Source organism: Porphyromonas sp. COT-290 OH3588 (assembly GCF_000769075.1).
Taxonomy (GTDB): domain Bacteria; phylum Bacteroidota; class Bacteroidia; order Bacteroidales; family Porphyromonadaceae; genus Porphyromonas.
The window spans coordinates 38,219-54,505 of the sequence record NZ_JRFC01000003.1 but is presented as its reverse complement, the minus strand read 5'-3'; the positions used below and the strand labels follow the sequence as shown (position 1 = coordinate 54,505).

At 49.6% G+C, this 16,287-nt stretch carries 13 protein-coding genes, 1 tRNA gene and 1 pseudogene; 3 read left to right on the top strand and 12 right to left on the bottom strand.

Features of this window, described 5'->3' with window-relative positions; all coding sequences use genetic code 11:
• Positions 1–10 precede the first annotated feature (10 nt).
• From HQ48_RS00355 to HQ48_RS00330, 7 genes are all read right to left on the bottom strand, one after another.
• Positions 11–1,096 carry a GNAT family N-acetyltransferase gene (locus HQ48_RS00355; protein WP_044231178.1) on the bottom strand — a complete coding sequence of 362 codons (1,086 nt, stop codon included), beginning with the start codon at positions 1,094–1,096 and terminating at the stop codon, positions 11–13.
• Positions 1,086–1,997, bottom strand: coding sequence for a DUF2156 domain-containing protein (locus HQ48_RS00350; protein WP_044231177.1), 912 nt, complete (start codon positions 1,995–1,997; stop codon positions 1,086–1,088). Before HQ48_RS00350 ends, HQ48_RS00355 begins: the two co-directional genes overlap by 11 nt.
• A gap of 129 nt (positions 1,998–2,126) precedes the next feature.
• On the bottom strand, positions 2,127–2,279 hold the full coding sequence (rpmH, locus tag HQ48_RS09120; RefSeq protein ID WP_081964754.1) for a 50S ribosomal protein L34: 153 nt from the start codon (positions 2,277–2,279) through the stop codon (positions 2,127–2,129).
• A gap of 175 nt (positions 2,280–2,454) precedes the next feature.
• The gene (gene nhaA / locus HQ48_RS00345) at positions 2,455–3,819 is read right to left on the bottom strand and encodes a Na+/H+ antiporter NhaA (protein WP_044231176.1); all 1,365 of its coding nucleotides are present in this window, start codon (positions 3,817–3,819) and stop codon (positions 2,455–2,457) included.
• Positions 3,820–3,853: 34 nt separating this feature from the next.
• A complete protein-coding gene (locus tag HQ48_RS00340; RefSeq protein ID WP_044231175.1) occupies positions 3,854–4,558 on the bottom strand; it encodes a Crp/Fnr family transcriptional regulator in 705 nt (234 codons plus the stop codon).
• 109 nt (positions 4,559–4,667) lie between these two features.
• Positions 4,668–5,102: a hypothetical protein gene (locus HQ48_RS00335; protein ID WP_044231173.1), complete on the bottom strand. Its 435-nt coding sequence runs from the start codon at positions 5,100–5,102 to the stop codon at positions 4,668–4,670.
• An 18-nt stretch (positions 5,103–5,120) separates the two neighbouring features.
• Positions 5,121–7,004, bottom strand: coding sequence for an ABC transporter ATP-binding protein (locus HQ48_RS00330; protein ID WP_044231171.1), 1,884 nt, complete (start codon positions 7,002–7,004; stop codon positions 5,121–5,123).
• A 235-nt stretch (positions 7,005–7,239) separates the two neighbouring features.
• Here HQ48_RS00330 and HQ48_RS00325 point away from each other — a divergent pair.
• A tRNA-Leu gene (locus HQ48_RS00325) sits at positions 7,240–7,321 on the top strand.
• Positions 7,322–7,388: 67 nt separating this feature from the next.
• Here HQ48_RS00325 and HQ48_RS00320 read toward each other — a convergent pair.
• From HQ48_RS00320 to HQ48_RS09465, 4 genes and pseudogenes are all read right to left on the bottom strand, one after another.
• Complete coding sequence (locus HQ48_RS00320; RefSeq protein ID WP_044231169.1) at positions 7,389–8,150, bottom strand: 3'-5' exonuclease; 762 nt, start codon at positions 8,148–8,150, stop codon at positions 7,389–7,391.
• Between the two features lie 12 nt (positions 8,151–8,162).
• Positions 8,163–9,893: a bifunctional UDP-sugar hydrolase/5'-nucleotidase gene (locus HQ48_RS00315; protein ID WP_044231168.1), complete on the bottom strand. Its 1,731-nt coding sequence runs from the start codon at positions 9,891–9,893 to the stop codon at positions 8,163–8,165.
• Between the two features lie 65 nt (positions 9,894–9,958).
• Positions 9,959–11,062 (bottom strand): endonuclease/exonuclease/phosphatase family protein, encoded by a 1,104-nt coding sequence (locus HQ48_RS00310; RefSeq protein ID WP_152568273.1) that lies wholly within the window; start codon positions 11,060–11,062, stop codon positions 9,959–9,961.
• 621 nt (positions 11,063–11,683) lie between these two features.
• Positions 11,684–11,908: pseudogene (locus HQ48_RS09465) on the bottom strand (IS3 family transposase); the annotation flags it as partial.
• A gap of 297 nt (positions 11,909–12,205) precedes the next feature.
• Here HQ48_RS09465 and HQ48_RS09250 point away from each other — a divergent pair.
• Entirely contained in the window at positions 12,206–12,385 is a 180-nt protein-coding gene (locus tag HQ48_RS09250) for a hypothetical protein (RefSeq protein WP_152567340.1), read from the top strand.
• A gap of 33 nt (positions 12,386–12,418) precedes the next feature.
• Positions 12,419–15,031 carry a hypothetical protein gene (locus tag HQ48_RS00305; protein WP_152568272.1) on the top strand — a complete coding sequence of 871 codons (2,613 nt, stop codon included), beginning with the start codon at positions 12,419–12,421 and terminating at the stop codon, positions 15,029–15,031.
• A gap of 106 nt (positions 15,032–15,137) precedes the next feature.
• Here HQ48_RS00305 and HQ48_RS08925 read toward each other — a convergent pair whose 3' ends face one another.
• Entirely contained in the window at positions 15,138–16,277 is a 1,140-nt protein-coding gene (locus tag HQ48_RS08925) for a SusE domain-containing protein (RefSeq protein WP_052408888.1), read from the bottom strand.
• Between the last annotated feature and the right edge of the window lie 10 nt (positions 16,278–16,287).

The following is a 16,287-nucleotide window of genomic DNA, read 5'->3' as shown; positions in this document are numbered from 1 at the left end:
TATGTCTTTTCTACTCGTGTAGAAATCTCATTTCATATTCCGGGATAAACCGTGTGACAAACTCAGGGATACTCATCTGTGGATATTCTGTTTTACCTGCAGTAAATGAAACTTCCCCTTGAGTGATGCAATAGTCGCCAGTGTTTTGAGGAAGTATCTCGTCTAGTAGTGAAAATTTTATCTCTTCGTTGGGATAAAGGAGCTGATACTCGAGAAGGAAAATATCAAATCTCAGCGGACGGATCATGGCCCTTGGTGTCGTTTGGTTTTGCTCAGAGGAGGCTTGAGATAGAACTATCTTCAGCTCGTATTGAGGGTAAGCTGATTGGACTCGCTGCAGTAATCTACGGCGATAAGTTGGTGTGCCAAAAATGCCATCAACGAAGATTGTACGCTCTGTTAGGCGTATCAATGCGCAAGCTAAGATATTTTCGCTTGCCTCTTCTCGATATACTTCAATACTTGCTTGAGGGCTTATCTCGTATTCAGTACAGATATTAGCCCAGTCTGCCCGCTCTCTCCTAATCCCTGCTTGTGCTTTCCCCTGCTCTGTGTGGTATAGAAAGTCCACAACCGAGCTATATGCAGACCCTTGAGAGCTGTCAGCTTCGTAATCAAGGCTAGCACTCTCGGGAGAGTTGGTTGAGTGGAGGTAATTGTTAGTCATGAAACCGAAATGCTTCTTGTAATAGCTCCGCAACTCATTGTCTGCAGGAATGAGGAATGCCAGTATTCTTCCTTGCATAGCCTCAGCTTGCATGGTGTGTATCATTAGATCACGCATGATCCCTTGCCCTCTGTGTTCGGGACGAGTGCAAGCCCCCGAAACGTAAAAGCCTTGGGGTAGAGCATAGGGTTCTAGGTTTGCTTGTCTAGGAGTCCCCAGAGAGAATGGGTAACGCTTGGCATGAATGTGAGCAATCGCTTGTCCATCTGCTGAGTGAGCGATGTACGCCTCCTCGGGCTTGAAGACCTTACCGAAATAGAATGTGATAAATTCGGGGCTATCTTCAAAGCACAGCTCCCAGAGCTCTTGTGCCTCCTCTCGAATGCGATTGGGATTGAGCTGATTAATCTGGCCTTGGCTAAGAATCATATCTGAGCAGCGCAACGTCTTTTGGGAAGATAATCTCAGGCTTGTAGGATAGCTTGCTCTTGCGCAAACCTTCTAGTCCGAGATCTTCTTCTCGGTTAATGTAGGTGTATTGCTCTGGGATATGGCGAGCAAACTCACGGTTGATCATGGCGAAGGCTCCCTCGTACTCAACAAGTGCTTTCTCTACGTGTACCCCGAAGGTGTTCTCATTGATTGGCGAACCGAGAGAGAAAGCAATGATACGCCCGTTTACACGAATAGCTCCTCCCAATAGACCTAGAGGCTCGAAAGCCTGTGTGATGCGCCGAATCATTCGCTTCTCCTCCTGCTCTCCTCCATGGTCGTCGCTCTGCTCAAGCCATGCTTCTGCGATGGCGAGGCATTCTTCTAGATTGTCCCGAGTGATTGGCTCATACGAGTAATCGGGATAGAGCCTCTCAAACTTGTTGATGTGGTTGCGTTTGCTCTGTAGGCTTTTACCCGAGAGAGTGCTCATCTTCTCTCTTAGATAAATGTAGTCACGACTTCCTTCGTCGCTGATGTAGTGGAAGGCATTAGGTGCTAGCTCATCAAGTTTTTGGCGACACATTGGTCCCACTCCCATCAATACAAGTGGGTAGCCGCCTTCATTTGCCAATATCTTGAGTGCCTCTAGACATTGAGTGAAGCTTTGTGGGCTATCGCAGATAGGCATTAGGAACGCAGGGTGCGAACGCCCTAGAGGCTGGAAGCTGATGACGAGTGTATCGTGTAGGATTGCCCAAGAAGTGCCGTACCGCTCGCTCCAGCCATATAGATTGGCAAAAGCTAGGTCGCAAATCTGAGAGCTGCCTTTGAGCGTAAAGCTCTGTATGATTTCCTTATCCTCGAGTGAAACTGGTTTGAATACAATAGATTCCATATTTATCTGAACGCTCCTAGTCGGAGAATTGTTTTGCTACTATAATAACTAGAGAGCATCTATCCACTGGGGACAGATGCTCTCTAGTTTGCTTTGACCGCCAGCGAGGGCCCTCACTAGCGTTAGCTCTTAACCGCAGTATTCGTCAGATACAGTTAGCTTAGCACGCCCTTTCGCGCGACGGGCAGCTAGCACACGACGACCATTGGCAGTAGCCATACGGCTACGGAAGCCATGCTTATTTTTTCTCTTGCGGTTCGATGGTTGGAACGTTCTCTTCATCTCTGATATATTTTAATTATAATTATACTCTACGGGAGCTACATTCGAGGCGCAAAGGTAGTCATAAATTTACATAAGTCAAAATTTTGACACGGAGCGATTTGTTACAATATGCTCTGAGGCTATTCGATAGCATCTCGATGATTCTGCCAGAATGGGGTTGCTAGAGCTTTGCCTAGTTTGCAGTAGCAACCTCTTCTGTGGGTTGAGTCTTTTTGAGTACTGAACCGAGTGCGATGTAGCCTACTACTCCCGAAACAATCGTGCCGACAAAGATCCCGAGCTTGGCTTGGTTGAGTAGATCCTCGTGACCAACACCATAGGATAAACTAGCGATGAATAGCGATACTGTGAAGCCAATCCCACCGAAGACCGATAGAGGAATGAGGTTACGCAAGTTCATGCCGCTGGGCCAAGACGAAACTTTGAGCTTAATAGCTACCCAAGTGAATAGGCTAATGCCAATCGTTTTGCCGACAAAGAGCCCAAGGAAGATGGCTAGAGGCAACTGAAGTAGGCCGTCTGAGGTGATACCCTCGAAAGACACCCCTGCATTGACGAATGCAAAGATCGGTAGTACAAAGTAGCTTACAAAAGGTGCGATCATATGCTCGATCGTCTGTACCGGACTGATGCTACGTCCGAGTGTTTTCTTTAATTTCTCGGTAACATCTATTTGGTCGTGCGAGAGTACAAGACCGCTTGAGCACTCACGATGTCCGGACTTGTCTAGGGAGGTAAACTGCTCTCTGAGCTTGAGCTGTAGCTCCTTAATATGCACCTTGGTTGTCAGGGGTACGCATAGCGCTACGAGTACACCAGCGATGGTAGTATGGATACCAGACTCTAGGAAGAGTAACCAAACACCGAAGAACGCCGTGAGATAGAACATAGGGTTGCGCATACCCATTTTGCCGATGAATGCTACGATGAGTAGAACCCCCAAAGCAATAAGCAGAGGGACCCAAGCCACATGGGAGCTATAGAATAGAGCGATGACGATGATGCCGCCGATGTCGTCTACTACGGCCAGTGCCATCAAGAAGATGCGCAATGAGTTGGGGACTCGGCTGCCTAGAGCACTGATGAGCGCTAGGGCAAAAGCAATGTCCGTAGCCATAGGGATAGCAGCGCCTCGTGTGGCTGGCCCCTCGTGGCAGATTGCAAAGAAGCATAGTACTGGGATAATCATACCGCCAAAAGCCGCAATAATCGGTAGGATGGACTTCTTGAACGAAGATAGCTCCCCAACCATCATTTCTTGTTTGATTTCGAGTCCCACGACGAAGAAGAAGATAGCCATGAGCCCATCATTGACGAACTGCGCCAGCGTCATCGTATGGCCATGGTGGGAGAAAAGCTCGAAGCCTAGTAGTTTAACCTCGATCGGATAGTTGAGAATATCCTGATACACATCGCTCCAAGACGAATTGGCTATCGCTACAGCCACTAGGGCAGCGACGAATAGCAGCACCGAAGCATTGGGGCGTGGCAGCGAGATCCGCCTCAATGGTAGAAGCAGTTGATTTAGTCTAGTCATATTTCCGTTATTGTAGTTGTTGTATTCTATTCGTTTAGCCTAGCTGACTGATGCGGTCTAGGCCGTCGAGATTGATGATGCGGATCTTGCGCCCGTTTAGGGCAATGATGCGCTCGTTGGAGAATAGAGATAGGGTGCGGATCGCATTGCTGGTAGTCATATTGCTCATGGCTGCCAGATCTCCTCGACTTAGGTTGATAGCTAGGGTAGCGCCATCGGCCTCGAAGCCGTAGTGTTTGATCAGCATCAGCAGAGTTTCTGCCAGACGACCTCTGATGTGCTTTTGCGTCAGGCTGATCGTGCGCTCCTCTGCAAGCTCCAACTCTAGGGATAGAGCCTCCAAGAAGTAGTGGCAGACCTGCGTATTGTTGTCGAGCAGCATCTTGATTGCATCGACATTGATTTTGAATATTTCTACACTCTGTTCGTAAGCCACGGCCGTGGTTTGGGTATGCTTGTTGGCAAAGAAAGGGCGTATGCCGAAGAACTGCCCCGGACGGATTAGTCGAGTGATATGGCTACGACCGCCCACACCCTCGCGATACATCTTGACTTTGCCCGAGTGTAGATAAAAGAGATACTCGACGGGATCACCCTCTGTGAATATACGATCTCCGTATAGATAGGCTGCCTTATGTAGATTATCCTTGAGCTTGTCACGCTCCTTATTTGTTTTTAAGGCAGTCCACAGAGCCGTCAGTTGTGCCGCTGGGTGATCAATACATTCCTCTGCTCCCAATGCAAAAACTATTAGTCAGTTTAGTCCTTCCAATGCCTAGGTGGTGTAGCCTGTCAAAGGTACACGCACAGCGCAAGATACAGATTTTCGTCCGTTGCGGCACTATCCTCTACTTGCTTGCTGTCATCATCCACTCCGTGGGAGCGATACGAATCATCTTCAATTGGCTGTTGGGTAGTTTCTTATGCCTAGCCCAGAGTGCCACTCCTTGTAGCAAATAATCTCGTAGCTTGGCATCGCTGATGCCGATGATCCCCCATGCTTCACTTATGCTCTCTAGCTGTAGATCTACGCTTAGGCGATAGGCTTCGTATGATGCCTCTACTGGCTCTATGCGATAGTGCGCTTGGTTGTTGCCCTCCCATGAGAGCATCATCAGTAGGCTGTTCATTTGGGTAAATTGGGCATATGCTAGTTCGCCTGCCATCACAACCTCTGGGTAAGGCATAGGGTAGCCCATATCTTGAAATACCTCCACCCAAGGCATGTAGGAGGCGACTTGCCCGAGATCTGCGGGCTGTGGAGCTGATTTATCTGTAGTCATACTTTATTTTGTTATGCTTTATCGAGGTCTTCCCTCTGTATGACTAACAGATGTATTTAGTTGTAGGTTGTAGAGTTGTGTATAATATCCGCCTCGGGCGAGCAATTCCTCGTGTCTGCCTTGCTCGACGATACGTCCCTCGTGTATGACGCAAATCAGGTCGGCGTGCACAATAGTCGAGAGTCTATGGGCGATGACGATGGTTGTGCGGTCGTGCATCAAGCGCTCTAGGGCACTCTGTACTAGTCGTTCGCTTGTGGTGTCGAGTGCAGATGTGGCTTCGTCAAGAATAAGGATAGGCGGATTCTTGTACACAGCACGTGCAATGCTCAGACGCTGCCTCTGTCCCCCGGAGAGCTTTGTGCCTCTGTCACCGATATTGCTCTGGTAGCCCTCGGGCATCTGGTCGATAAACTCACTAGCATGAGCGATGTCTGCAGCTCGGCGTACGGCTGCCTCGTCGGCGTTATCCATACCGAAGGCGATATTGTTAAAGACGGTGTCGTTGAAAAGGATTGGGTCCTGATTAACGTTCCCCATCATACCCCTAAGGTCAGCGAGGGCAAAATCTCTAATATCTACATCGTCAATCAAGATCTGCCCAGACTCTACGTCATAGAATCGGGGGATAAGATCTACCAGCGTACTCTTACCTCCACCGCTCTGTCCTACGAGGGCTACAGTTTGCCCCTTCTTGATGGTTAGATTGACGTCTTGCAGCACCCACTCTTGGGCATAGCGGAAGGATACGTTGCGTAGCTCAATCTGTTGCTCAAACTTCACTGGTTTGGGATCTGAGGGATCTGCGATAGGGTTATTCGCTTTGAGGATCATATCGACACGATCCATAGATCCCATACCCTTGCGTATGGCATAGATCCCCTTACTTAGATCCTTGAGTGGGTTGATCAGACTATAGAAGATAACTAGGTAGTAGATGAAGGTCGAGGCGTCGATGCCACTACGTCCGTCGAGGATCAGCACACCGCCGTACCACAGCACCACGGCGATCGTAGCCGTGCCGAGAAACTCGCTCATCGGGTGAGCGAGCTGCTGACGGCGGAATAGCCCCATCACCGCACGGCGAAATTTATTGTGTGCCTCTGCGAAGCGCTGACCCATATAGCCCTCGCTAGCGAAAGCCTTGATGACACGTAGCCCTCCAAGAGTTTCTTCTATCATGCTCATCACTTGCCCCCACTGGGTCTGTACCTCTAGGCTATCTCGTTTAAGCGCCTTACCCACACGTCCCATAATGAAGCCAGCTACTGGTAGGAGAATGAAGACGAAGAGTGTGAGCTTCCAGCTCACTAGGATCATCATGCCCAAATAAACGGTGATGAGGATTGGGTTTTTGAGTATTAGGTCGAGTGAACTCATAATGGAATTCTCCACTTCGCCCACGTCGCCAGAGATACGTGCTAGCACATCGCCCTTGCGCTCCTCGCTGAAGAAACCCAGTGGTAGGGAGAGGATCTTGTTGTAGATAGCGATGCGTATGTCACGCACGATCCCGGTACGTATGGGGATCATACAGTAGAAGCCTAGGTAGGTAGCCCCGACTTTGAGCCCTGTCATCAAGACTAGGTAGAGGCTAAGCAGAACGAGCGTATGCGATACCCCATACCGGTCTACGGCTTGCCCCACATAGTAGGCGAAGTTGTTGTTGAGGGCGTGCCCGAGGTCGCTCCAGCCAGACTTGCTCCATAGATCGAAACCTGAGAGGGGAATCAGCTCCTTGGCTCGCTCCTCGATCTGGAATAGGATACGCAGAATAGGCATAACTAACGAGAAGGCCAGCAGGTTGAGCAGTGCGCTCAAGATGTTGGCCAGAATGCTTAGCACAAGATATCCCCTATAAGGGGGTACGTAGAGCCTAAGTAGATGTAGTAAATCTTTCAATGCTTTGAGTATGATAGCCCTTGCTGGGGCACTTTATTTGCGCCGCAAAGGTACGAAACACTTTCTTAATTTTCTTGCTTTAAGAGCTCTAGCCTCTATTCAAGTCCTGTGTTTTTATAGTTAGCTATCATGGGTTGTCTGAGAGTTCTGGACAAAAAAGTGCCGATTTGTTTGCAAGTTACAAAGAATGTGTTTACCTTTGCAGTGCAAATGAGCTATTGAAGCTCTGCCTCATGCGGTTGTGGTGTAATTGGTAGCCACGTCAGACTTAGGATCTGATGCCGAGAGGCGTGGGGGTTCGAGTCCCTTCAACCGCACGAAAGAAGCCTGCAAGATATCTTGCAGGCTTCTTTTTTGTATGCTTATATCTCACCGTCTGACGCGCTACTCGGCCACAGGGAGGCTCATTCTCCTGAGGCATGCCGCCACGAGGCGCACATCTCTGAGCGTTTTGCTCCGATAGCTGATCGCTACGGCGAGCCGACCGAAGTAGAGAAACCCGAATAGCTCATCTAGCCGAGGGTATAGCTTGCGCCCATCGCCACCGATTTTGCACCCTAGGTCACGCCCCCACTCCATAGTACAGATATATGATTTGCCCTCTAAGGTTGATGTGTCTAAGCCGTGGGCTTGTAGCTCTGCGGTGAGTGTGGAGAGGTGGAACCATGCATTGTGGGCTACGACGATTTCGGCTTCCTCGAGATCCTGCATCAGTTTGTGTAGCACAGGGAGAGGCGCCTCTCCCTGTTGCATCTGCTCGTTGCTGATGCCATGGATACGGACTGCCTCGGACTGCATCGTCCCAGCCTGCCGGAGCGTATGGCTCTCCTCCTTGATGGCTTGCCCTGCACGATCGGTCAGTTGCCACGATAGGGCTACAATCCTCGATGGGCTCCATGCCTCTTGAGGCATTTCGGGGTCTATCGCATCGAAAGTCTCGGTATCTAGCACTAGGTAATAGGGCGCATTAGGGCTGCCTGCACCTAGGCCAAAGAGCTCAGACTCCTCAATGCTTAGGCGTAGCCGAGGGCGGAAGCTCTCTGCTGCGAGCCTCTGACGCCGCTTGCGCTTGAGGTACCACAGCACTAGGCCTAGCACGAGTACCAGACCTAGTGTGATGAGCAATGCCAATAGCAGTAGTGGCATATATAGATCGTCTTACTTGGCGAATAGGAACGCTCTATCTCGCTCGGCAGCCTCCTGTACCCAAGCTTCTGGGAGGAAGCTCCAGTTGCCAGCCTCGACAGGGCTAACAACGCCCTTGACCTCGAAGAACTTCATGAGGCTGAAGAACTGATCTAGCTCCGATGAGCCAACGATACGCCCCGAGAGGTCGGCTTTGTCGATGCCCGAGCCTAGAGTAAGCATACCGCCAGCACCTCCGGCACGGTAGCTATTGATGGCCACTCTATATCGTCTGTCCAGAGAGAAGGGTTCGCCACTAGACATCTGCTGTATGTTGATGCGCTCGCCTGCGGGCTTCGTTACGTCTACCGTATAGTCTATACCATGAGCTGCGCTATAGTTGAAGGTAGGTACGAGCGTCTTGTAGCGATCGGTAGGCTGCGCATCGGGGCGGAACTTGATTAGATGCCCCTCGCGGCTCGTCATCTGCTCTGTCCATCCAGCATACGAGTGCTCCAGATAGCCCTTGATCTCGGCACCAGTCAGCTCCATGACATAGAGATGATTGGAGAAAGGGCAGAACTTAAATAGATCACGTACATATACATCTCCTGCTGCCAGCTCGGCAGATAGGCTCAGAGGTGCGGCGAAGGATAGCTCGGCCCCTACTGTGTACATCTGCATCTGATGTACCACATTCATATAGGTCGAGGGACCAAAAAGGGCATCAGCGGCTACTACGGGAGCATCAATCAATCCGATCCTCTTGTCTAGAAAGCCCTGTACGCCCTCTGCTTCTCGAGCAAATGTCTTGAGGAAGTCGGCATCGGGCTGATACTGATTGAGGTCGTGCAGGGTGGCAGTAATGTGCTTGGCGGTCTTGTCGCCGTCTTTGGTGATAGTGATGCTTAGGTCGCTCACGAAGTCTAGATGATTGGCGGGGTTAATCAGCAGTACCGAGTCCCTCTCGCTACGTTTGATCCACTTATTTGTCTGGCGATGGTCGTGACCCATCAAGATGATGTCTATCCCTGCTACAGCTGTCGATAGCGCTTCGCCAGCATTCTCCATATAGCTCTCATTGTCGTTGGTCAGGCCAGAGTGTATGAGGGCGACCATCAGATCGGGTTGCTCCTTCTCGAGGATCCGTGGCACCCAGATCTGGGCGCTCTCGATGATGTCTTGGAACTCCATGCCCTCATAGAGGTGCTTGGGTAGCCACTGTGGGATCGCAGGGGTTACTAGCCCCAGTACTGCCACACGCACCCCCGATAGCTCGAAGACCTTGTAGGGCTCGAAGTAGCTTTTGTCGCTTCCCTCTACGAGGGCATTAGCTCCTAGCACGGGGAATTTGGCCTCACGGACGAACTTGTCGTACACGCTATGCCCCGGCTCGATGTCGTGATTGCCGATGACGGCAGCGTCGTACTTGAGGTAGTTCATCGCCGAGCTGACAGCATTGGGGCTGAGTGTGTCGATGTAGTTGGAGAAATAGGTGATTGGCTCGCCCTGCAAGAAGTCGCCCCCGTCAAGTAGCAGGACGTTGGGCTCTTGCTCGCGTACCTGCCGCATCATCTCGGCTAGGCGTGCCATGCTACCCGTGCCTGCACGCTGGTTGATGTGGTCCTCGGGGAATAGATTGCCATGTACGTCTGTGGTGTGTATCAGGCGTAGAGTAGTGGTAGTTTTGCCGCCCGAGCAGGCCGACAGTACTAGCCCCAGTACTAGAGTGTAGCCTAGGAGCAAAAGAGATTTACGAGTCATATTTGTCGTACTATAATTGATGAATATCTCAACTGATTGTACGACAAAGGTAAAGATAAGACCGCTTATTCCTCCACAAGTAGCTCGATGAGTACGGGGAAGTGGTCGCTATATCCGCCTTGGTAGTGTGGCCCAGCGTAGGTACGCCAAGGCACTAAGTGGCCTCCTTGGCGAGGTTCGTGCCCGAGGTAAGAGGGGCAATAGTTGCGAGCAGAGCCGTGGTGGTAGCGCAGCTGTGCCTTGCTCTGGAGCAGGCTCTCGGAGATGATGATTTGGTCCAGCTGCTCCCAGACACCCCTGAAGCAGTAGCTCCCCGCAGGAGCCTCTAGGCTTGGCAAGCGGGCGAAAGCATTGTACAGGCGCAGGGTATCGCTACTCTGCTCTAGCCCCTCTCTCGGCATAGAGAGCTGTGCGCCTAGGTCGCTTCGTGTGGCAGGCTCTTCGGGAGAGCCGTTGAAGTCCCCCATGATCACGAAATGCCCTTGCCCTTGCTGGGCGTGGTGCAGGCTATCGCAGATCTCTCTGAGCTTGCGTGCTACACTACGCCTAAACCCTTCGCTCTGGCGTACGCCTTCTCGGCGAGAGGGGAAGTGGCAGACGAGGAGATTGAGTAGGTATTTGCCTCTAAAGAGGCCAGATACTTGCAGCAGATTTCGGGTGGTCTTGTTAGGAAACCCGTCGAAGTAGATTGGATATTCCCTAAAGTCGGTTGGTTCAAATAGCTCCTTGCGATATAGTAGAGCTACGTCTATCCCTCTAGGGTCTGCGCTCTGTGTGATGCTATAGACATAGCCCGCTTTGCGCAGAGGGGTTAGCCTGAGTAGATCGCTGAGCGTATCGCCATTCTCTACCTCAACTAGACCTACGAAAGCAGGCCAAGATAAGCCACCAGCACGGCTCACCACTTGGGCGATACGCTCCAGCTTGCGCCGATAGCGCTTGTGGCTCCATAGGTTGGCACCCTCTGGCAAGAAATCTTCGTCCTCGGTAGTCGGGTCGTCTACGATGTCGAAAAGGTTCTCCACATTGTAGCTCATCAACGTGTAGCTCAGTGGCTGTGCCGTCGCTTGTGTAAGGGGTAGGGAGGACATAATAATCGGTAGAAGTATAGTCGCCACCACATCGATAGGCCTAGAGCATTGCCAATAGAGGTGGATTCGGGGATTCATTTGCTATTGTGAGTTATGTAAATAGAACTCTTCAAAGTTATACGATTTATGATAACTATTGGCCTATTGGCCTCATAAAATCTTTGCCTAGCTAAACTGCTGTTCAATTTAGATTTTAGACCAGTTTTCAGAATGTTGTAGGGAAAAGCCTTATGGACGAGGCGTAAAAAGGGTAGACCTCGTATTTGCCCTCTGGGAGGTCCTAGATGGCGTCCGACCTTGTTTCGGCACTTAGCCCCAGCCGAGTGAAAATAACCAGCTCAAGTGGTTTTTCGTTAAAATGCTAACACACAATATGTTTGAATTGCAATTAGCGGAAGCTCCATGCGTCTGTGGCACACTTTTGAGATTTTCTTCCCACCAATCTCCCGAGATTGGTGGACACATCGTATCAGATTAGTCCTCCAATCCGAAAAAAACTGCCCATCAATTTTCGGCCATATCCCCATTCATCTCGATGAAACTCCCCTCGTCCCCCTGAAAAATCTTAGAGATCCTTTTGCAATAATTAACTAAAAAGACGTGTGCTGAAAAAGTTGATAGTGGTCGGGATAGCTCTACAATTGGTTTACTGGTTCTTTCTATAATTATAGATTAGGTTGACTCCCCTTACCCTTAGGTCTAATTTCGGTTGACACGACCAGAGCTTTGTCTGATATTCATTCTTCGATGTAGCTCGGTGGGAATCTCTGGCTAATGTTTGCTCCTTGCCAGTAACGGATTTTCTGACTCTGGTGCGATGATCTGTATAGGCGTCTTCGTCCCTAGAACATGATGTAGATGCACCTCGTTGTAGATGCGTGGGGCTTGTTTTACACAAAGGAGTGCTTGATCAAGAGATTTTCTCGGGAATAATTCATATATTTGTGTCAGAATGATATGTGCAGGAAAAGACCTGCCGCAATCTGAGAAGAGAACAGATTGGCGATTACTTTAGTGAGAGAGTTGGGTTCCCTCCCTCTTTCTTGGTTTGACGGATGAAGATTTTTGAATTCATCAAATGCTAGGCTATGTGGGCAAGGCTGTCATGCCCTTAATGGCTTTCTTGGGTGTTGCAGCTACTGGCTTGAGCATCCTTAGTGGTAGCATCGAAACAGATGCTGTGCTAGCACTTTTAATTCCCCTCTTAATCAACGAAACAATATGTCAAAACTTAAAACAATCAGTATCCCTTTGTTAGAAGGCAAATTGCGGTATTGTAGCCCAGAGGTTGAGCTTCATAGCCTTCACACACCTCTTAGCTTGCTTACAACGACGTCGGAATCTCTACTCAATCTAGAGGGAGAGGTCGGCAACTATGACGATGGAGATGAATTCTACTAGGTTAAATGAAAAGGTAAAGAAAGTATGATGAAAATGAGATTTATATGGCTTGTGAGCGTATGCCTGCTGGGGGTAAGCCTTGTGGCTTGCCAAGACAAGTTCCAGCAGGAGGACGATGCCCTCTCCAAACCCAAGCCCGGAGAGGGCACATCTCTCGAGAAAAATTATGTCCCTTTTTTTGAGAGCGACGTGTTGATCTCCGAAGAGGATGAGCTTAGAAGCTTCGAGATAGAGTTTGATCGATCAGTTTCAGATGATAAGGCCAAGTTAAGCTACCCTCGTCTTAAATTCGTCGAGGGGCAAGAAATAGAGGTGGACGTAATTCTAAGGCGAGAGAAAGGCGGCAAGGTTAACTTTATTCGTAATAGAGGTAAGGCTCAGTTCATATCTGTTGCCCCGAAAGGCCTTTCAGGGAAGGTACGCTTCTGGCTGAAAAAGGAAGATCCTAAGAAAAATAAAAGCCTATTTACCTTCGAGAGTGACGAGACGTGGCATGCGATGTTTATCCTAGATGCAGAGGCTGATATTACTGCTACTCAATCAGGTCAAGAAATTGCACTCTTTGGAGAGAGACCTAGCGATAGGAATAGCCTAAATGATAATAGTCTTGACCGAGATGTCGTTTTGTTTGTCGGTAATAATCAAACAGCTGGGACGGGTGCAGCAGAAGCTCGCCGTGTTGCGCCAGATGCTAAATGGCCTGGGTTCAATGGCTATTCATATTCGTCAGGACCTCAAGAAATCCCTCTAATCTCGGATTGGAAGCGTCTAGAGATCAAGACGGGAGCGACCTCGGCCGATAGCGAGGTTATCACAGATAGGCCAAATGTATTGGTACGCTTGGCACAGAATACCACTTTCAGGATCAAACCTCAGGGGCTACTGCTCAACTATCAGATTACTGCCAATGTCTATGAGGGTATTGATATGCGTAGAGCAGAGGTCGTATCCAATACTCTCGACTTTCAAGGCCAATATAAGCTAGATACAGAGAGCTTGAAGGCGGCATTTGAAAAGAGTAATGGTGGTAATGGCTATGGTATCCCTGCTTGGGAACCCATTAAGTCGAAGCTGAAAGAGGCTCAGAGGCTAAAGATGTATAAGGCATCTGTGGCTGACTACAACTTCGGTTACCCTTGGGATATGCCTATGGTTTCGGACCGATTTGCTATCACACAGTCTGGCGGTATAGAAATGCCCGAAACAATGGCAGAGGCTGATGTTGCTATGGCTCTCTTTGAGGCTTCACACCCAACCTCATTGTATGGCACGAAGTTGTCGGGGATGAAGATCGGTCTTACTACTCCTAGGCCAACTCTAGGGGATAAGCCCCCCGGTAACTATTCCGATGTAGTTTATCATGTGCAGTGGGCTATGCCTAAGAAACAGACCCCACAGAAGCCCTTCACTTACTTGTGGATCGATGCTCACTCTGCTCATTCAGAGCAAGAGTATTTCCCGGCGACTGTCTGGACCCTTAAACCATCTGATAAGCCAGATATGTACTTACAATTCCTCAAACAGAGTTCTTTCCGTACTCAGCCAATGGTCGTGGTGCATCAAACCAATGCTGACTTCAAGAATCAAGTGGGTAAAACGCCTCGTCTATATGCCACCATCAGTGCTGATCTCATGATCACGGAGCTTGTGTATAGAAAAGAGGGAAGTCGCAACTTCTCTGTTGTTGAGTTGCAGAATCCCTCTAGGCTACCTATCAATCTTGATGACTATGCTCTGGTACGTCTAGTGTCTGATGGAACAAAGATGCAGTATAGGACATCGGGTGGTACTGGCACAGATGACCTTAATACCGCACAGCTCTACTATCTCAGCAGCTTGGATAAGAGTAAGATGGTTAGAGAGTATACAGATAAAGATGGGCTAGTCCATGTAGAAGGAGAGGGTACATCTCAGCAAGAAGCAAACTACACGTGGTCCTTTACTGGGGATTTTAGACGACCTTTTAATCAGTTCCTAGTAGATAATAAGAAGCGTCTTGAGGCGGGTCAGATTGTGTTGCTTGGGGCTCCCGGCTATACGCAGGTTGATGCGACGACACAGTCTTGGTGGGCTCAATTCTTCCCCGATGTTCCTCGCAAAAATGTTTGGTACGAAGCGGAGAAGCGTTTCAGATACTTCATCGGCTGTAATACTGAGGTTTTGAATATCAATAGCCAGAATAATGGAGGTGTCAGAGATGGCTTAGCCCTAGTTAAAATTATTGATGGTCGAAGGAAGGTTATAGACACGACCGCACCTATTGGTATGAGTAACTTAGGGTTCTCAGGTACGTTCAATGATTATAGGTCTGAGCTTGTGAAGACGAATAGCGTTGACTACTATACTCAGAATCGTAAAGATGGAGTCATTTTCCCCTTCATGCCTCCTTATCGGACTGTCAAGGTAACCTCTGACTGGTCAGACGACTGGGTGGTTACCATAAATCCGGCTAGTCACACAGCTACAGATAATAGTTTGCCGATCAATAAGCAGACGTTAGGGTATAGATGGCTAGCTTCACTCGATGGAGCGATGCTTACTGGAGGCAAGAGGCTCAAGCTAGATCGCGGTAGCAATTTCACAAAGAAGAGGACGCCTCTAGGTAGGCCTGATTTGTACAAAAACTCGCGACCAGTGCATCGCTAGAAATTCTCCAGCACTTCGCCCTAATATAGGGTAAGCGTAGTCCTAAGATAAGTAGGGTGTGCCGATTTTTTCGGCACACCCTACTTATCTTAGGAGATTATATGGCTTACTTAGCCAACTTGCGGAAGTGGTAGTGCCCCGTTAGGTCGTTGAAGACTACGAAGTATGCACCAGCCATTTCGGCCGAGATCTTGATGTTGTCGCCACTGTCGGACTTAGCTACAGGGAAACCTGTACCGCCCCAACTCTTATCCCAAGCGTCATTGGCACGGATTTTCAGCTCTCCAGTTGCGATCTCGATGCGTTCGGCCTTCCAGATATGAGGATCGTAGCTGGCTTGATTCAGATCAACATCATTATCCCAGCCTCCTACAGAGGAGCCAATCAGCCCCATGCTCTTGTAGACCATAGCTCCTTCTGCACCTGCGAAAGGCTCTACCGAATAGGTAAGTGCCTCTGGGTCGAAGCTCACCGTGAAGTAGCCACCTGCGGTAGCGTCCTTGATGTTGTCCCCCTTGCCGAGCTCTAGCTTGCCCGCAGCAGGTGTGCCGAGAGCCTTGTCCCAAACACCGAGGTTAAGCTCGTGGTCAATCTTGAACTCAGCGCCTGCGGCGAACTTACCTGTATAGGTGTAGGCCTTGCCATCGGGAGCGTCTAGGAAGAATGGGAAGCCTGCATAATCTTTTTGCCACTTATGTTCGTCGCCAAACATACTGCCGACGAAGAAGTAGTCGAGCGACTTAGTACGGATGTCAGCAGGCGTTACCTTGAGTTTCACGGCAGACGAGATAGCTGCTACAGACTGAGGCACTCTCGTTGTTGCAGTCGTGTAGGGAATAGCTCTGATCTGCAGGTTCAACTCTTCGGCTACTCCAGTGGCTAGCTTGAGCTTGCCCGTGAGGATTTGGTTCAGCTCTAGGTGGGTGTACTTGCGCATCAGTATATTTGGCCCAAGCTCGATAGCTAGGGTATCTTTAGCCTCTGCTTTTTGTGTTGGTTTCGTGATGAGTAGCTCGTAGTTGGCTACAACCTTGTCGTAGCTGAAGCGAGTGGCCGTCCACTCGAGTGTGAGGGCTGTCTCGTCGAGCGTACTCTTGTCGATCGCAACTTCGGCAGTGCTTAGCTTGAGCACGCTAGCCTGCTGAGCAGAGACTAGGATGCGCTCTTCGTTCTTGTCGCAAGAGCCTAGAGCCGCCACTAGGGCAAGGCTCATGAGGCTTTTGATTGCTACATTATATCGTTTCATACAGATGCTA

What these genes read in the sequence shown, in the direction of transcription:
- HQ48_RS00355 (WP_044231178.1), bottom strand. Translation starts at nt 1,096, where the DNA reads ATGATTCTTAGCCAAGGCCAGATTAATCAGCTCAATCCCAATCGCATT.
- HQ48_RS00350 (WP_044231177.1), bottom strand. Translation starts at nt 1,997, where the DNA reads ATGGAATCTATTGTATTCAAACCAGTTTCACTCGAGGATAAGGAAATC.
- rpmH (WP_081964754.1), bottom strand. Translation starts at nt 2,279, where the DNA reads ATGAAGAGAACGTTCCAACCATCGAACCGCAAGAGAAAAAATAAGCAT.
- nhaA (WP_044231176.1), bottom strand. Translation starts at nt 3,819, where the DNA reads ATGACTAGACTAAATCAACTGCTTCTACCATTGAGGCGGATCTCGCTG.
- HQ48_RS00335 (WP_044231173.1), bottom strand. Translation starts at nt 5,102, where the DNA reads ATGACTACAGATAAATCAGCTCCACAGCCCGCAGATCTCGGGCAAGTC.
- HQ48_RS00320 (WP_044231169.1), bottom strand. Translation starts at nt 8,150, where the DNA reads ATGCCACTACTGCTATTGGCATTGCTCATCACACTAGGTCTGGTACTC.
- HQ48_RS00315 (WP_044231168.1), bottom strand. Translation starts at nt 9,893, where the DNA reads ATGACTCGTAAATCTCTTTTGCTCCTAGGCTACACTCTAGTACTGGGG.
- HQ48_RS00310 (WP_152568273.1), bottom strand. Translation starts at nt 11,062, where the DNA reads ATGAATCCCCGAATCCACCTCTATTGGCAATGCTCTAGGCCTATCGAT.
- HQ48_RS09250 (WP_152567340.1), top strand. Translation starts at nt 12,206, where the DNA reads ATGTCAAAACTTAAAACAATCAGTATCCCTTTGTTAGAAGGCAAATTG.
- HQ48_RS00305 (WP_152568272.1), top strand. Translation starts at nt 12,419, where the DNA reads ATGAGATTTATATGGCTTGTGAGCGTATGCCTGCTGGGGGTAAGCCTT.
- HQ48_RS08925 (WP_052408888.1), bottom strand. Translation starts at nt 16,277, where the DNA reads ATGAAACGATATAATGTAGCAATCAAAAGCCTCATGAGCCTTGCCCTA.